Origin of the sequence: Methylobacterium sp. W2, from assembly GCF_020662345.1 — a bacterium.
In the GTDB taxonomy this organism is placed as follows: Bacteria; Pseudomonadota; Alphaproteobacteria; order Rhizobiales; family Beijerinckiaceae; genus Methylobacterium.
Genome location: NZ_VMOA01000050.1, coordinates 24,847 through 38,731, shown reverse-complemented (window position 1 = coordinate 38,731; position 13,885 = coordinate 24,847). Strand labels below are relative to the sequence as shown.

The 13,885-nt window shown below is 63.6% G+C and carries 14 protein-coding genes; 8 read left to right on the top strand and 6 right to left on the bottom strand.

All coding sequences use genetic code 11. The features are described 5' to 3' along the window. Window positions 1-395 precede the first annotated feature (395 nt). The 3 genes from FPV16_RS21980 to FPV16_RS21970 all read right to left on the bottom strand — a co-directional run bounded on the left by FPV16_RS21980 (window position 396) and on the right by FPV16_RS21970 (window position 2,573). Complete coding sequence (locus FPV16_RS21980) at window positions 396-830, bottom strand: hypothetical protein (RefSeq protein ID WP_227440585.1); 435 nt, start codon at window positions 828-830, stop codon at window positions 396-398. A gap of 4 nt (window positions 831-834) precedes the next feature. After that, window positions 835-1,440, bottom strand: coding sequence for a recombinase family protein (locus FPV16_RS21975; protein ID WP_227440586.1), 606 nt, complete (start codon window positions 1,438-1,440; stop codon window positions 835-837). 248 nt (window positions 1,441-1,688) lie between these two features. After that, window positions 1,689-2,573 carry a LysR family transcriptional regulator gene (locus tag FPV16_RS21970; RefSeq protein ID WP_082508010.1) on the bottom strand — a complete coding sequence of 295 codons (885 nt, stop codon included), beginning with the start codon at window positions 2,571-2,573 and terminating at the stop codon, window positions 1,689-1,691. Between the two features lie 249 nt (window positions 2,574-2,822). Here FPV16_RS21970 and FPV16_RS21965 point away from each other — a divergent pair, with 249 nt between their 5' ends. From FPV16_RS21965 to FPV16_RS21950, 4 genes are all read left to right on the top strand, one after another. After that, entirely contained in the window at window positions 2,823-4,211 is a 1,389-nt protein-coding gene (locus FPV16_RS21965) for an MFS transporter (RefSeq protein WP_056187145.1), read from the top strand. A 62-nt stretch (window positions 4,212-4,273) separates the two neighbouring features. Then, entirely contained in the window at window positions 4,274-5,131 is an 858-nt protein-coding gene (locus tag FPV16_RS21960) for an amidohydrolase family protein (protein ID WP_056160302.1), read from the top strand. Window positions 5,132-5,166: 35 nt separating this feature from the next. Further along, window positions 5,167-6,360 (top strand): molybdopterin-dependent oxidoreductase, encoded by a 1,194-nt coding sequence (locus FPV16_RS21955; protein WP_056187088.1) that lies wholly within the window; start codon window positions 5,167-5,169, stop codon window positions 6,358-6,360. Window positions 6,361-6,371: 11 nt separating this feature from the next. Then, entirely contained in the window at window positions 6,372-6,698 is a 327-nt protein-coding gene (locus FPV16_RS21950) for a cytochrome c (protein WP_227440584.1), read from the top strand. A 48-nt stretch (window positions 6,699-6,746) separates the two neighbouring features. Here FPV16_RS21950 and FPV16_RS21945 read toward each other — a convergent pair whose 3' ends face one another. Further along, window positions 6,747-6,989: a hypothetical protein gene (locus FPV16_RS21945; RefSeq protein WP_056160344.1), complete on the bottom strand. Its 243-nt coding sequence runs from the start codon at window positions 6,987-6,989 to the stop codon at window positions 6,747-6,749. A 168-nt stretch (window positions 6,990-7,157) separates the two neighbouring features. Here FPV16_RS21945 and FPV16_RS21940 point away from each other — a divergent pair, with 168 nt between their 5' ends. Continuing rightward, the gene (locus tag FPV16_RS21940; protein ID WP_056160311.1) at window positions 7,158-8,207 is read left to right on the top strand and encodes a YeiH family protein; all 1,050 of its coding nucleotides are present in this window, start codon (window positions 7,158-7,160) and stop codon (window positions 8,205-8,207) included. A 177-nt stretch (window positions 8,208-8,384) separates the two neighbouring features. On the opposite strand, the gene FPV16_RS21935 is transcribed toward FPV16_RS21940, so the two are convergent. Beyond that, window positions 8,385-9,137, bottom strand: a complete 753-nt coding sequence (locus FPV16_RS21935; RefSeq protein WP_043768345.1) for an IS6-like element ISMex25 family transposase — start codon at window positions 9,135-9,137, stop codon at window positions 8,385-8,387. 309 nt (window positions 9,138-9,446) lie between these two features. Here FPV16_RS21935 and FPV16_RS21930 point away from each other — a divergent pair, with 309 nt between their 5' ends. Continuing rightward, window positions 9,447-10,544 (top strand): YeiH family protein, encoded by a 1,098-nt coding sequence (locus FPV16_RS21930; RefSeq protein WP_056186060.1) that lies wholly within the window; start codon window positions 9,447-9,449, stop codon window positions 10,542-10,544. Between the two features lie 26 nt (window positions 10,545-10,570). Here the strand turns inward: FPV16_RS21930 and FPV16_RS21925 are convergent, their stop codons facing one another. Then, the gene (locus FPV16_RS21925; RefSeq protein WP_056186063.1) at window positions 10,571-11,722 is read right to left on the bottom strand and encodes a TDT family transporter; all 1,152 of its coding nucleotides are present in this window, start codon (window positions 11,720-11,722) and stop codon (window positions 10,571-10,573) included. A 214-nt stretch (window positions 11,723-11,936) separates the two neighbouring features. Here FPV16_RS21925 and FPV16_RS21920 point away from each other — a divergent pair, with 214 nt between their 5' ends. Both FPV16_RS21920 and FPV16_RS21915 read left to right on the top strand, forming a co-directional pair. Further along, entirely contained in the window at window positions 11,937-12,170 is a 234-nt protein-coding gene (locus tag FPV16_RS21920; RefSeq protein WP_018044302.1) for a hypothetical protein, read from the top strand. Between the two features lie 491 nt (window positions 12,171-12,661). Then, window positions 12,662-13,885, top strand: a complete 1,224-nt coding sequence (locus FPV16_RS21915; RefSeq protein WP_056186066.1) for a molybdopterin-dependent oxidoreductase — start codon at window positions 12,662-12,664, stop codon at window positions 13,883-13,885.

The window sequence follows — 13,885 nt, the reverse complement described above, 5'->3', positions numbered from 1 at the left end:
AAGAGACAGGGTGAGGATGGGGCTGGGTGATGCGTCGGTCGGCATGAAGGTGGGGGAGAATGAGGCCTCGGTGACCGGGCAGGTAGAGGCCGTAGGAGTTCCGTGGCCGAGTTACGAACCGGATGCCAGCCATCCAAGCTTGGCAATTTCGCCCTGGCAGGGCCTGGAGCGGTCATCCACGTCCGCGATGAAACGAACCCACTCAACCGGCCCAACGCCCGTCCTGAGGCTCCGAGCGCCCTCCTACAGGTGCCGCGGCGCCTTCACTTAGATCCAGGTACCGGAGCCAGGGCGCACACTGATTAATTCCGGCTTCCAAAGCTCTTGCGTACTCACACTCATGACCGCTCGATAGAGATTGCCCGCAAGAGGACCATCTCAGAGTTCACTGGGGATCAGGAGCGACGATACGGTCCTTGAAACAGGTCCCCCAACGCCTTCCTCCGGAACAGAGTTCGCCAGCGTCGCCGCTGATGCTCCGGTCGGTCATGGTTCATGTGGCAGCGTTGGCAGAACGCGGTGAGGTTCTTGGCCGCATTGTTGGCCGTGTCGTGATTGCGGTGGCCCGTCGCCAGGATCACGCGCGTAGTCCGCACCTGCCCGAGGACATCGTCAGTGCCGAGGGCCAAGCAGATGAAGCGCCCTGCCCCATCGCGCCAGGAGGCCGCCTCGCCGTCCCACCACCGGCCATCGCCGAGATGGAACACCCGCTCCCCATGTGGGCGGGCGCAGACCTCGCACCGACCCCCTGCCCGCTGGAACCGGATTACGGCTGAAAGCTGGGGCCAATCGATCGGGTAGAAGAAGCGGTGCTCGCGCCGGATCGGCATGAGGTCAGGCCTCCCCGTCAGATGCGGCCGCGACCGTGGCGGCCTGGCTGCGGGCCCGGGCCTGCGGGAAGTAGCTGTAGAACGTGTCCCGGCTCACCCCGAGGCGCTTGGCGATGGCAGCGATCGAGATGGTACCCGATTGCAGCAGGGCTCGTCCCACTTCGAGATCGGCGTCGGTTAGCTTTTTCGGCCTTCCGCCCTTGCGGCCCCGCGCCAGCGCCGCCTTCAGCCCCTCCATGGTGCGCTCGCGGTTGAGGTCGAGGAAGTACTCTGCCATGGCGCCGTGCATCTGCAGGGCGAAGCGCCCATGGGCGGTGTCGCTGTCGAACTGCTCGGTCAGGGAGCGGAAGTGGATCTGCTTAACCCGTAGCGCGTCGATGGTGCGCATCATCTCGACGAGGGATCGGCCGAGGCGGTCGAGCTTCCACACCACCAGGACGTCGGTCGGCCGCAGGTAGGCAAGTGCGGCGTCAAACTCCGGACGCTTGGTGCCGGCCTTGCCGGACTTCTTCTCCTCGAACAAGCGTTCACACCCGGCGCGGGTTAGGGCATCGCGCTGGAGGTCGAGGTTCTGATCGAGGGTGGAGACGCGGGCATATCCGACGAGCATGTCGGGATAGTGATTCAAGCGCGTTTAATCCGCAATAGAAAACCAGTCATATTTTCCCGACAGAAAGGAGGCTGTTTGGAGCGGCTCCCAACCCGTCTTGAGCTTACGTCGGGAAAACGGTCGTTTTATTTACAAAAATAATTCCTGCGCTCGAAGCAGAGGAAATTAGCTTTGTTTTACCTGCACGATCTTTTCATAGTCATCAATAAAAACTTCGATTTAAATATCGATGCATATGAAAATTTAAGCTATAAATTTATTAGCTTGTTGAATGCAATTGTCGCTGGATTAGAAAGGCGTCCTGACACACTCAGCCGCCATAGAACCCGCTCGATCCGCAGATCGCGGATCGGGACGACGACTATTGTACCGACGGAAATCTGGTCACGAATTGTAGCGACCGAGACCATTGCTACTCCAAGGCTGCTTGCCACAAGTTGCTTGATCGCCTCTGTGCTTCCGACTTCAAGTCGTCGAATTGGGCAGATTTTATTAGCACTTAATGCTTCGGATACGATTTCCCGTGATCCAGAGCCTGGCTCCCTGACGATAAAGATTTCTTCCGAAATGCGTGCGGGATCAATTGGCTCAGCTGCCTTCGCGAAGGTGTGCTCCGGTGAGGTGATTAAAACCATCTCGTCCTGACGCCAAGCTTCGCTGACAATACTCGGATCCTCAACGGGTCCCTCAACCAATGCGACATCGATTGCATGCTCAATCAGAAGGGCAGCAATAGCTCGCGTATTGGCACTAATAATGCTGAGTTCAATACCTGGATACGCGCGATGAAAAATGCCGAGGTAAGTTGGGATCATGTAAGTTGCGATTGTGGTGCTTGCGCCGATCCGTAGCATCCCGCTCCCGAGGCCCCGCAGAGCGTATAGTTCCTCTTCAGCTGCCCTCTCCATGGCGAAAAGAGTTCTGGCATGTCGCAGCAAGGCTTCGCCCTCCCGAGTCGGGCGGACACCTCGAGCGCCACGGTCAAGCAGTCGACATCCCACCTGCAGTTCAAAATCCCGTACCCCTTGCGAGATTGCGGGTTGGCTCACGTGCAGCTCCTCAGCTGCTCGGGAGAAGCTGCCAGTCTGAGCGACGGTCGCGAAGAAACGCAGGAGGTGGAGGTTGAGGGCCATAACCACAACTTATAAGGCCAAAATAGAATTATATTAGTGCAAATCGTGGAAAGGGGAGCAAAGTTATCCTGCAGGACGAGCAAAAATTAGAAAAATGATGCCGCCTCGAACTCGTTCGGTCTGATTGGATGAGGGGCTGTTTACACGCTCAAGAAAGTCCAGGCGGCGTTCGCGGCGTACGTCCTGGACGCCAACGAGGAAACGTCCAGGAGACACGCCATGCACCTTGCTACGGACCCCCCGATCGGTATGGGGATCGAAATCACCGCTTCAAACCAAGCCGCTGCTGCTGCCACGGCCAACATCGCCGGACGGCTGGAGCGGCTGCCGATGTCGGCGTACCAGCGGAAGGTGTTCGCAATCATTGCCTCCGCCTGGCTGGTCGACCAGGTCGACGTGGCGCTGCTCACCTTCTTGCTAGGTTCGATTGTTGTCGCCTTCGGGCTCACGCCCACTGAGGCAGGCCAGCTCGCGGCGATGACCTTCGCAGGTCAGCTTCTCGGTAACATTGTGGCGGGCACTGCCGCCGATCGCTTCGGGCGCAAGGCCGTATTCCAGGTCACGATGGTGGTCTGGGGACTTGCCAGTCTCGCGGCTGCGGCGGCCTGGAGCTTGCCGGTCCTGATGGCCTGCCGCTTCCTGATCGGTGTCGGGGTCGGCGGCGAGGCCCCGGTCGCGCAAGCAATGGTCTCGGAGATTGTGCCGGCCAACGTGCGCGGCAAGTACATCGCCTTCATGGAGGGCTTCTGGGCCATCGGATACGTGCTCTCCGGTGCGATCAGCTTCTTCGTGCTGCCTTATCTCGGCTGGCGTTGGGCCTTTGTGATTGTGGGCCTGCTTTCGATGGTGGTGCTGTTAGTGCGCCGCTCCATGCCAGAATCCCCGCGCTGGCTCGCTGACAAGGGCCGCCACGCTGAGGCCGAAGCCGTGATGACGACGATGGAGCGGGAAGTTGAACGCGCCACTGGCCGGCCGCTACCGCCGGTAGCGCCGTCCCTTGTGGACGCAGTCACGGCGCCCGTACCGTATCAAAACCCAATCGCGACGCTGTTCTCGCCTGAGTACCGCCTGCGCACGGTCATGGCCTTCGGAATGTGGTTCTTCGCGTTGATCGGCTTCTTCGGCCTCAACTCGTGGATCGCGGTGCTCCTGAAGGAGCGTGGCTTCTCGATCGTCAGCTCGGTCGGTTTCGTGACGCTGATCACGGTGGGTGGCATCCCCGGCTTCTTCACTGCGGCGCTACTCTTGGAGAAGATCGGGCGCAAGCCCACTACGGCGGCCTTTCTTATCTGTTCGGCGATCGCTGCATATTTATACGGTAACGCCGTCGATCAGACTTGGCTGTTCGTCTCGGGCTTCGTGATGCAGTTCTTCATGTTTGGTATGTGGAGCTGTCTCTACGCTTACACGCCGGAACTCTACCCCACCCGTGCCCGGGCGACGGGAGCTGGTTTCGCTTCGGCCTTCGGGCGGATCGGCGCCATCCTTGGGCCCATGATCGTGCCAGTGCTGGTGCAGAACTACGGCCCCGCCACTGCCTTCCAGGTCGGTGCGGGTGGCTTCCTCATCGCAGCTCTCCTCGTCCTGACGCTTGGCGTCGAGACGCGCGGCAAGGTGCTGGAGACGGTCTCTCACTGATCTGACCAACCTGGCGCTCAGGATCGTGCGCCGGGTTCCCCCTAACAAGGAGTGAAGAAGCCATGCCGATCGTAGACATGCGTAGCCGCCCGACCTTCCTGCACAAGTTCTTTGGTGGGGCGCCTGACACTCCTGAGTACGGCGTTGTGCGCTGGCTGAACGGGCGTGTTGGCGGCCGCGAGATCGACCACTTTACCCGAGGGATGACCGTTGAGGGCTTTTCTGCGGAAATGGACGGGGCTGGCATCGACGTCGCCGTCATGGTCGCCCGCTCGGTGCCGGGCGTGCGGATTGCCAACGACGACCTTGCTACGGTCGCTCGACACAACTCGAAGCGGCTGGTCGGTATCGCCTCGGTAGACCCAGTGGAGCTCGGCCGTGATGCTGCCGTGGCCGAAGCCCGCCGCGCGGTAACCGAGCTCGGCTTCAAAGGCGTCAATCTCGATGCTGGCTTCTACGGAGAAGCCATGCGCGCCGACGACGAGCGCCTGATGCCGCTCTACGAGCTGTGTCAGGAATTGGGGGTGCCGGCCTTCGTGATGTCTGGCCCGACGACGCCCGACTTGCGCCTCAATGACCCGCTTGCGGTCGATCGGGTGGCGAAGACCTTTCCGAAGCTGCCGCTCGTGTGCTGCCACGGCTTCTACCCGAACGTCGCCGAAATGGTGACGGTGGCTTTCCGCAACGAGAACGTTTTCGTCTCGCCCGACATGTACACCTTTGCGCCCGGCGGCGGCCTCTACGTTGAGGCGGCCAACAGCTTCATGCGGGATCAGTTCCTGTTTGGCTCCTCCTTCCCGTTCAGGCCAATGCGGCAGGGCGTGGAGGATTTCCGCCAGCTCGGACTCTCTGAAGACGCACTCGACGCTGCACTCTGGCGCAATGCAAACCGGTTGCTGGGGCTCGGCCTCGGCGCCTGACCACCTCCGAAGCTGCTTTTCAAGAGAGGTGTGCAATGAGGAAAGAAATTCCCAGACGTGAGGTCCTATTCGGCGCAGGCGCCCTAGCGCTGGTCGGACGTTCGGTCCTCGCGGCCGAGGTCGGTCTGCCCTTCGGCAATGGCGAGCGCCCACTGGTGGCTTATCCGGGCAAGCGCCCGCTGTTGCAGATGACGGCCCGGCCGCCGCAGCTCGAGACGCCGTTCTCGGTCTTTGACGAGGGGGTGATCACTCCGAACGACGCGTTCTTCGTGCGATATCACCTCGCCGACATCCCCACAGAGATCGACCCGGACACCTTCCGCCTCGCAGTACAGGGTCACGTCGAAGCGCCGGTTTCACTCGCGCTGGCCGATCTCAAGGCAATGCCGCAAACAGAGGTCGTCGCGGTCAACCAGTGCTCAGGCAATTCCCGCGGCTTCTTCGAACCACGTATGGCCGGTGGCCAACTCGCAAACGGTGCGATGGGCTGTGCGCGCTGGACCGGCGTGTCGCTGAAGACCGTGCTGGATAAGGCGGGCGTAAAGGCGGGCTCCGTCCAGGTCGCGTTCGAGGGGCTTGATGGACCTGTGATCCCGGAGACGCCGGACTTCGCGAAGGCCTTGAACATCGACCACGCTCGCGACGGCGAGGTGATGCTGGCTTGGGGGATGAACGGGCAGGAACTGCCTTGGCTCAACGGTTACCCCTTACGCCTCGTCGTGCCGGGGCTCTACGGCACCTACTGGGTCAAGCACCTCAACGCGATCACCGTACTCGACAAGCCGTTCGAGGGGTTCTGGATGAAGACCGCCTACCGTATCCCCGACACGCCCTGCGCCTGCACCGAGCCCGGCAAGGCGGCAGCCAGCACCGTACCGATCGGGCGCTTCAACGTGCGCTCCTTCCTCACAAACCTGATCGATGGAGCCAGCGTGAAGGCGGGCTCGACGCCGCTGCGCGGCATCGCTTTCGACGGCGGCTCCGGCATCAAGACGGTTGAGGTCTCCGCCAACGATGGGGGAACCTGGCTGCCTGCCAAGCTGGGTCAGGATTTTGGGCGTTACGCCTTTCGGGCCTGGACCCTGGACGTCGACCTTCCCGCCGGCTCCCACATCATTCGGGTCAAAGCGACGGCTAACGATGGCACGAGCCAGCCGATGGAACCGCGCTGGAACCCGGCCGGCTATATGCGCAACGTGGTTGAGAGCACCCGCGTGCGGGCGGCTTGAGGGAGAATGGGATGACGCGATTTCTTGTCACCAGCATCGCACTCATACTCGCTGCCGGCACGGCCGTGGCCGAGCCTCGGAGTTACGCGCTACCCGAGCCCACGGCACAGCTGCGAGCACCCCAAGGTGGGACGGACACGACTCACATAATGGGCTTCGAGGCGGCGCAAGCCAACTGCATGAGCTGCCACTCCGTCGACTACATTGCGATGCAGCCGCCAGGGAAAGGCAAGGCGTTCTGGGAAGCCGAGGTGAGTAAGATGATCAAAGTCTACCATGCGCCGATCGCTGAGGCCGACGCCAAGGTCATCGCCGCTTACCTAACAGCGACCTATTAAAAGCTTCTACAGCCCAGCATTCGCGGGTTGGGAAAAATAGCTCAGGCCTCAGATCAGAGCCACGACCTTTGCGGCGTACGAGGCGACCGTTTGAACCACAGGCAGGTCAGCGGCGTAGATGCGTCCAGCCAGGATCAGAAGCGCCAAGCTCCAGAATATCACACCGCCGATTCGGCGAGCGGTGTGGTCGCCCGCGGTAGATCTGTAAGCGCGCGCAACGCCCTCGGGGACCGGCTCGCCGAAGGGATCGAAAGTGATCGGTGATGACCACGTGTCAGGAGTGTTGCGCATGACAAGATATGTCGCGCCCAAGGCCGTCTCAAGCAAGGGAGGGGTTTTCCGAACTTCACTCCCTCTGGAGAGAGTACTTCTCCGCAATGGAGAACCAACGAACGTTTTCTTCCCAACACGCCTCAAAGCCGCATCGTGAGCCTAGACGCATCCCAGAAAGCCCCCGCAATGGCAGTGCTCCGCGAAAAGCCTGTCTCGCCGGCATCGGTTCTGCCTGGCATTGGCCTGTGCGTAGTGATCACGCTCATTGCCATGGCCGCGCAGGCCTTGGAAGAGCATGTCTCCGGTCACCCTTATGTTGAGGCCCTGGTGTTGGCTATCCTGCTCGGCATCGCAGTGCGCACTGCCTGGGCACCCGATGCGCGCTTCCACACCGGCATTGCCTTTTCCGCCAAGCAGCTTTTGGAAGTCGCCGTTACCCTGCTTGGAGTCTCGCTCAGCCTTGGCGCGATCCTCGCTTCTGGCCCGGCGCTCTTGGGAGGTATCGTCGGAACGGTGATCCTCGGCATCGTAACGAGTTTTCTCATTTGCCGTGCGTTCGGCCTGCCCGCGCGCATGGCTATCCTGGTGGCCTGTGGCAACGCAATTTGTGGCAACTCAGCCATCGCCGCGGTCGCGCCGGTGATCGGGGCTCAAGCCAAGGACATCGCCGCTTCGATTGCCTTCACGGCGGTTTTAGGTGTGCTCATGGTGCTCGGGCTGCCCCTGTTCGTGCCGCTGGCCGGGATGAGCGATAACCAGTATGGGGTGCTGGCGGGGCTGACGGTCTACGCGGTGCCGCAAGTGCTGGCAGCGACCGTGCCCGTGAGCCTCCTGAGCACGCAAGTTGGCACGCTGGTTAAGCTCGTACGCGTTCTCATGCTCGGCCCCGTCGTGGTGGCCTTTTCACTGATTGCCTCGCGGCTTCCGGTCGAGCCCGGCACTCCAACACGGAAGGCTGGGCGGCTCGGCCTCACCAAGTTGGTGCCATGGTTTATCCTCGGCTTCCTGGCGCTAGCGACTTTGCGCTCTCTCGGTCTGATCCCGGACGTCGCGGTGAAGCCGCTGACCCAACTCGCGGGGTTCCTCACCGTGTTGTCGATGGCCGCTCTTGGTCTTGGCGTCGATGTCCGTGTGCTTGCACGCGTCGGTGGGCGCGTCACGCTCGCTGTCACTGCATCGCTGGCTGTTCTGATCGGGGTCAGTCTGTTGCTGATCCGCGTGCTCGGCATCACTTGAACGACGCACCGTCAAAAGTCGCTAGGATGGCTACTCAGGCGCACAAGAGGCAGTGAGGTCGCGTTCCTGGGACACGAGCAGGGATGCCGCACCAAGCGTCGGCCTGACGCAAGGGCTCCAGACGGGCCTGTCGCGAACTCAGTGTCAGGCCGCGGAAGGCTCTCTACCGTTCTGCTTTCACGCTTTGTTCGCCTGCGGAAGCCCAAAGCAGAGTGCGAGAAGACGGTTCTGCTCGCGGACCGTCCACGCGCCGGCGAAACCGAAGCCCTTCCGCAGCCAGAGCATGGCCTCGAAGCCGCAGATCGTGCGTCGCGCTGTATGGAAGGAGCGGAAGCCGCCGATCCGGGGCATGTTCTTCTTGACCCGGAAGTGGTCGCTCTCGATGCCTTGCTGCAGATGTTTGGTGACGTAGTGGAGCGGCGCGTGGGGCAGAAGACTATCGCTCTTCGCAGCCACGATCGCGGGTGGATAGGTGCTGGCACCATCCGTGCCGATCCGATCGGGCGCAAGAAGTGGCTGATCCGCCAGCATCTTACGGAAGAACCGCTTGGCCGCGTCGAGATCGCGGTTAGCGGTGAGGAGGAAGTCGACTGGGTTGCCGTGCTTGTCGACAGCTCGGTAGAGGTAGCGCCACTCACCACGCACCTTGATGTAGGTCTCATCGATCCGGATCGACCCGCAGTGCGGCTTGCGAAATTGGCGCAGCCGCTTCTCGATCAACGGCGCGTAGGCGAGCACCCAACGGTTCAGGGTGCTGTGGTCCACCTCGACCCCGCGCTCCAGGAACAGCTCCTCGATGTCACGATAGCTCAGCGGGTAACGCAGGTACCAGGCGACGGCCTGAACGATCAGGGCCGCCTCGTAGTGCCGGCCCTTGAAATCGGCTTTGGAGCGCTGCTTCAGCTTCGCGGCTATGGCGGACAGGATCATGGGGTGGCCTCCGAAACAGGAGGTGCCATGCGGGCTCTATGGTCAACGCGGGGTAAACGCCACGGGTTTGCGACAGGGCCCCTCGAACTCGCGACGGGCTCCGTCAGGATCTATGAGCTTGCTGCGGACACGGCGATCAAGGCCCGTTGGATCGACGGGTGAATCCGCCTGTCGGCCCCACAAAATGGGTCTCCGCAAACTCTGAAGGGGTCATCATTCCATCTATTTCAGTGATGGGAAACATCTAATCATTCCGTTGGAGTGAATGAACGGGACCTGGGATCCTCCGGCATCACATCGGAGCCATCCATGTCCGCGCCCAGACTTTTCTCCCACTCTCGTTCGACGCGTGCCTTAGCCGGCACGAGAGCCATCCTTCCGGGACTGGGCCTCTGTGTGGCGGTCACCGCCGCAGCGATCGGCTTCGAAGCCGTCGAGACGCACCTGTTCGGTCGCGCTTGGCTCGAAGCCTTGGTGCTGGCGATCCTGCTCGGGAGCGCGATCCGCACCGCCTGGACCCCGTCGCAGCGTTTCTTTCCCGGCATCGCTTTCGGGGCCAAGACCGTGCTGGAGATCGCGGTCGTACTGCTCGGCGCGTCGCTCAGCCTCGCGACGATCCTCGCCGCCGGACCGGGCCTGCTCTTCGGCATCGCGGGCGTCGTCGTCGTGGCGATCCTGTCGAGTTACGGCATCGGCCGAGCGCTCGGGCTGCATCCGCGCATGGCGATCCTCGTGGCCTGCGGGAACTCGATCTGCGGCAACTCGGCGATCGCGGCCACGGCACCGGTGATCGGCGCCGATGGCGAGGACGTCGCCGCCTCCATCGCCTTCACCGCGGTGCTGGGCGTGCTGGTGGTGCTCGGCCTGCCGCTGCTGGTGCCGCTGCTCGGTCTGTCGCCGATGCAGTACGGCGTGCTCGCCGGCCTCACCGTCTACGCTGTTCCGCAGGTCCTCGCCGCCACCGCGCCGGTCGCGGCGCTCAGCGTCCAGGTCGGAACCCTGGTGAAGCTCGTCCGGGTGCTGATGCTAGGCCCGGTCGTCCTGATGCTCTCGCTCGGCGCAAGCCGGCTGCGCGAGGAGACCGACGAGGCCGCCCCCGGCGTCACCGCCGGCGACCGCCCTGCTCGCGCCGGCCTCGCGATCCACCGCCTGGTGCCGTGGTTCATCCTCGCCTTCCTGGCGCTCGCGGGCCTTCGCTCGGCCGGGCTGGTCCCGCAGGTCGCGCTCGCGCCGATGTCGGAGACTGCCAACGTGATGACCGTGGTTTCGATGGCGGCGCTCGGTCTCGGGGTCGATGTGCGCAGCGTCGCTAAGGCCGGAGCACGGGTGACCCTGGCGGTGGTCGCCTCGCTCGTCGCACTCGGCGCCGTCAGCCTCGGTCTGATCCGCGTGCTGGGCCTCGCTTGAACCGATCGGATGCGCCCGAGGCCCGGTCAGGCCCCGGCGAGGCAGGGCGAGACGAAGAGCTCCCCGCGATAGGCCCCGCGCAACGTGCGCACGGACACGATCAGCCAGAGTAGGGTCAGCAGGCCGACGAGGCCCGCTCCGAGCCAGGCGAACCCGCTGAGTGCCGTCACTTCGCCGATCCGCAGGGTGGCCAGGGCATAGACGCCGAGCGGGAAGATGTAGCCCCACCAGCCGAGGTTGAACGGAACGCCGGCGCGTAGGTAGCGCACGGTGACGGCGAGCGAGAGCAGAAACCACCAGGCGCCGTAGCCCCAGAGGATCAGCGCGCCGATCAGGCCCGTGATCCTGAGGATCTCGGGCGCGCCGGCAAAACCGCCTGCCGCGAGGATCGGGCCACCGGCCTGCCCCAGCACGAGCAGGCCGAGCGCCCCGGTTCCGAGCGGACCGAGGGAGAGCCAGCTCGATGCGGCCATCTCACGCGGTGGCAAGTTGTGCAGCGCCATGCGCAGCACCAGGATCGCCAGGATGCTCAGCGCCAGCGGGACCGAGACGCCCCAGAGTACGAAGCTCGTGACGATGACGGCGAGTTGTTGGCTCTCGCCGCTCAAGGCTGGAGCGAGCAGGCCACCGGAGACGGCGACGACCTCGGCTGTCACCACTGGCAGCAGCCATACGGCCGTCATCTGGTCGATGCGGTGCTCCTGACGGGTGAACATCAGGTAGGGGATCGCGACAGCACAGATCAGAGCGAGCGCCACGTCGAACCACCACAGCGGCAGTGCGATTCGGACGGTCTCTGCGCCGAGATAGGGCGGACCGAATATCAGCAGCCCGTTCAGAAGCGTCGCCAGTGCCATCGGGATCGCCCCGAAGAACATCGACACCGTCGAGTGTCCGAAGATCCGTCGGGCGCCGTCGAAGTAGAAGATCCAGCGCGCGCCGTAGACCAAGCAGAAGGTGGCGAAGAGCACGACGGAGGCGAGCCAGAGCCCGAGCGGCACAGGGGCCAGCAGGGCATGCGTCGCTGGCAGACGGTCGAGGGTCAAGGCGACCACGCCAGTGCCCATCACCACGGTGAACCAGTTCGGCGTGAATTGTCGGACCACGTCCCGCGGATGCTGGAGGCGCGAGAGCGGCTTTAGGCCTGTGCTGATCGCCAGCAGACTGGATTCGGACACGGGGCGCTCTTGGGCTTCGGAGGGTCAACGCACCGGCTCTAGCACGACCCCGCATCGCGCGCCGCCGCGATAGACAGCAACTCGCAAGCGGCGCTTAATCATCAAAACAATCGATTAAAACTAGCTAATCAAACCATTAGTACGAATGGTTTCCGGCCGCTACCTTCTTGTCATCACGAACCGGCGTGACGACCCCACCAGAAGGATATCGACCATGACCCGTACGATCGCCGCCGTCGCCCTCGCCGCCTCCGCGCTTGTCGGCATGACGGGCCTCTCGCAGGCCCAGGGCCTCCGCGCTCCGCAGGTCCGCTTCATCACCAGCCCATCCGCACCGATCTACGGCGACGCCGATGGCGCCAACGCCAAGAACCCGGCACTCCCGGCCTACGCCCGTGGCCGAGGCCAGGAGACCGGCGGCCCGGCGCGGGAACTGATCGGACGCTGACAGCGCCCCCTTGGCCGCCGGGCATCCGTCCGGCGGCGCGTGAAGCCTTCGACCACCCGAATGGCAGGGAGATCCGTCATGACCCGACCCACCATCGAGACCACCGACGAGGCCTAGCAGGGCGAGACCAGCGGTCATATGCGCTGGGTCCTATTCTGGACGGTCGCCCTGACTGTCGCCGCCGTCGGCACCGCTTGGCTGACGATCATCTGATCCGGCCGCCCGCCATTGATCGGAGATCGGAGATCTTCGGATGATCGCAATCGGAGATCGTTGAGATCTCGAACGATCATTGGATGGAATAATCGTCTCGCCGTAGCATCTCCTTCACGGAGAAGACGCCTCTTTGCCGGGATGCCTTGGATCGATGACCCGAGTTTCCGGCGGCGAGACCGAACCGTCTCGACCGACGCCAATGCCGTCCGCCGACGGCGACACCGAGATCTAGCGACCGGCCGACGCGGCCCAACAAACGATTCCAGGGAGACATCATGCGCCATCTGCACGAACCGTTGAACCGCCGCCTCGTCCTGGGTGGCCTAGGGGTCGGCAGCCTCGCCGCCGCCATGCCGGCCTGGGCCGCGGGCTCGGTGAAGCTTCCGCTGCCCGGCGGCCCGGACGAGCGGGCGCTGACCACCGCCTTTCCGGGCAAAGGCGAGATGATCCTCCAGCGCACCCATCCGCCGCTGCTGGAGACGCCGTTCTCGGTGTTCGACGAGGGCGTGTTCACGCCCAACGACCGCTTCTACGTGCGCTGGCACTGGGCCTCGATCCCGACCGAAGTCGATGCCGGCACCTTCCGGCTCAAGGTCCACGGCCACGTCGATAAGGAACTCTCGCTCTCGCTCGACGCCATCGCCGGCCTGCCGCGCTTCGAGATCGCCGCGGTGAACCAGTGCTCGGGCAATTCACGCGGGCTGTTCGAGCCGCGGGTGCCCGGGGCGCAATGGGCCAACGGCTCGATGGGCAACGCCCGCTGGACCGGGGTGCGCCTCAAGGACGTGCTCGAAAAGGCCGGGGTGAAGGCCGGTGCCGTGCAGGTGCGCTTCAACGGCCTCGACGAGCCGGTCGTCGACGACGCGCCGGACTTCAAGAAGTCCCTCGATCTCGACCACGCCAACAATGGTGAGGTGATGATCGCCTACGCGATGAACGGCGAGCAGCTCCCGTTGCTCAACGGTTTCCCGCTCCGCCTCGTGGTGCCGGGCTGGTACTCGACCTACTGGGTCAAGATGCTGTCCGACATCGAGGTGCTGGACAAGCCCGACGAGCAATACTGGATGAAGACCGCCTACCGCATTCCGGACGTGCCGGGCGCCAACATCAAACCAGGCCAGACCGGCTTCAAGACGGTGCCGATCAACAGGATGGTGCCGCGCTCGTTCATCACCAATTTGCAGGACGACGCCAAGGTGGCAGCCGGAACGCCGGTGGCCATCCGCGGCATCGCTTTCGGCGGCGATTGCGGGGTAAAGGCGGTCGAGTTCTCCAGAGACGGCGGGGCGACGTGGTTTCCGGCGCAACTCGGCGCGGACGAGGGCCCCTACAGCTTCCGCCGCTTCGACGGCAGCCTGCCGGCGCTGGCCGCCGGCACCCACACGGTCAGGGTCCGCTGCACCAACACCAACGGCGTCGCGCAGGGCATGGACCGGATCTGGAACGGGGCCGGCTTCATGCAGAACGGCATCGAGGCCGTATCCTTCCAGGCCGCTTGA

Excerpts from the sequence above, each read along its gene's own strand:
- FPV16_RS21950 (WP_227440584.1), top strand. The coding sequence starts at position 6,372 with ATGACGCGATTTCTTGTCACCAGCATCGCACTCATACTCGCTGCCGGC.
- FPV16_RS21915 (WP_056186066.1), top strand. The coding sequence starts at position 12,662 with ATGCGCCATCTGCACGAACCGTTGAACCGCCGCCTCGTCCTGGGTGGC.
- FPV16_RS21920 (WP_018044302.1), top strand. The coding sequence starts at position 11,937 with ATGACCCGTACGATCGCCGCCGTCGCCCTCGCCGCCTCCGCGCTTGTC.
- FPV16_RS21965 (WP_056187145.1), top strand. The coding sequence starts at position 2,823 with ATGGGGATCGAAATCACCGCTTCAAACCAAGCCGCTGCTGCTGCCACG.
- FPV16_RS21960 (WP_056160302.1), top strand. The coding sequence starts at position 4,274 with ATGCCGATCGTAGACATGCGTAGCCGCCCGACCTTCCTGCACAAGTTC.
- FPV16_RS21930 (WP_056186060.1), top strand. The coding sequence starts at position 9,447 with ATGTCCGCGCCCAGACTTTTCTCCCACTCTCGTTCGACGCGTGCCTTA.
- FPV16_RS21980 (WP_227440585.1), bottom strand. The coding sequence starts at position 830 with ATGCCGATCCGGCGCGAGCACCGCTTCTTCTACCCGATCGATTGGCCC.
- FPV16_RS21935 (WP_043768345.1), bottom strand. The coding sequence starts at position 9,137 with ATGATCCTGTCCGCCATAGCCGCGAAGCTGAAGCAGCGCTCCAAAGCC.
- FPV16_RS21940 (WP_056160311.1), top strand. The coding sequence starts at position 7,158 with ATGGCAGTGCTCCGCGAAAAGCCTGTCTCGCCGGCATCGGTTCTGCCT.
- FPV16_RS21970 (WP_082508010.1), bottom strand. The coding sequence starts at position 2,573 with ATGGCCCTCAACCTCCACCTCCTGCGTTTCTTCGCGACCGTCGCTCAG.
- FPV16_RS21945 (WP_056160344.1), bottom strand. The coding sequence starts at position 6,989 with ATGCGCAACACTCCTGACACGTGGTCATCACCGATCACTTTCGATCCC.
- FPV16_RS21975 (WP_227440586.1), bottom strand. The coding sequence starts at position 1,440 with ATGCTCGTCGGATATGCCCGCGTCTCCACCCTCGATCAGAACCTCGAC.
- FPV16_RS21955 (WP_056187088.1), top strand. The coding sequence starts at position 5,167 with ATGAGGAAAGAAATTCCCAGACGTGAGGTCCTATTCGGCGCAGGCGCC.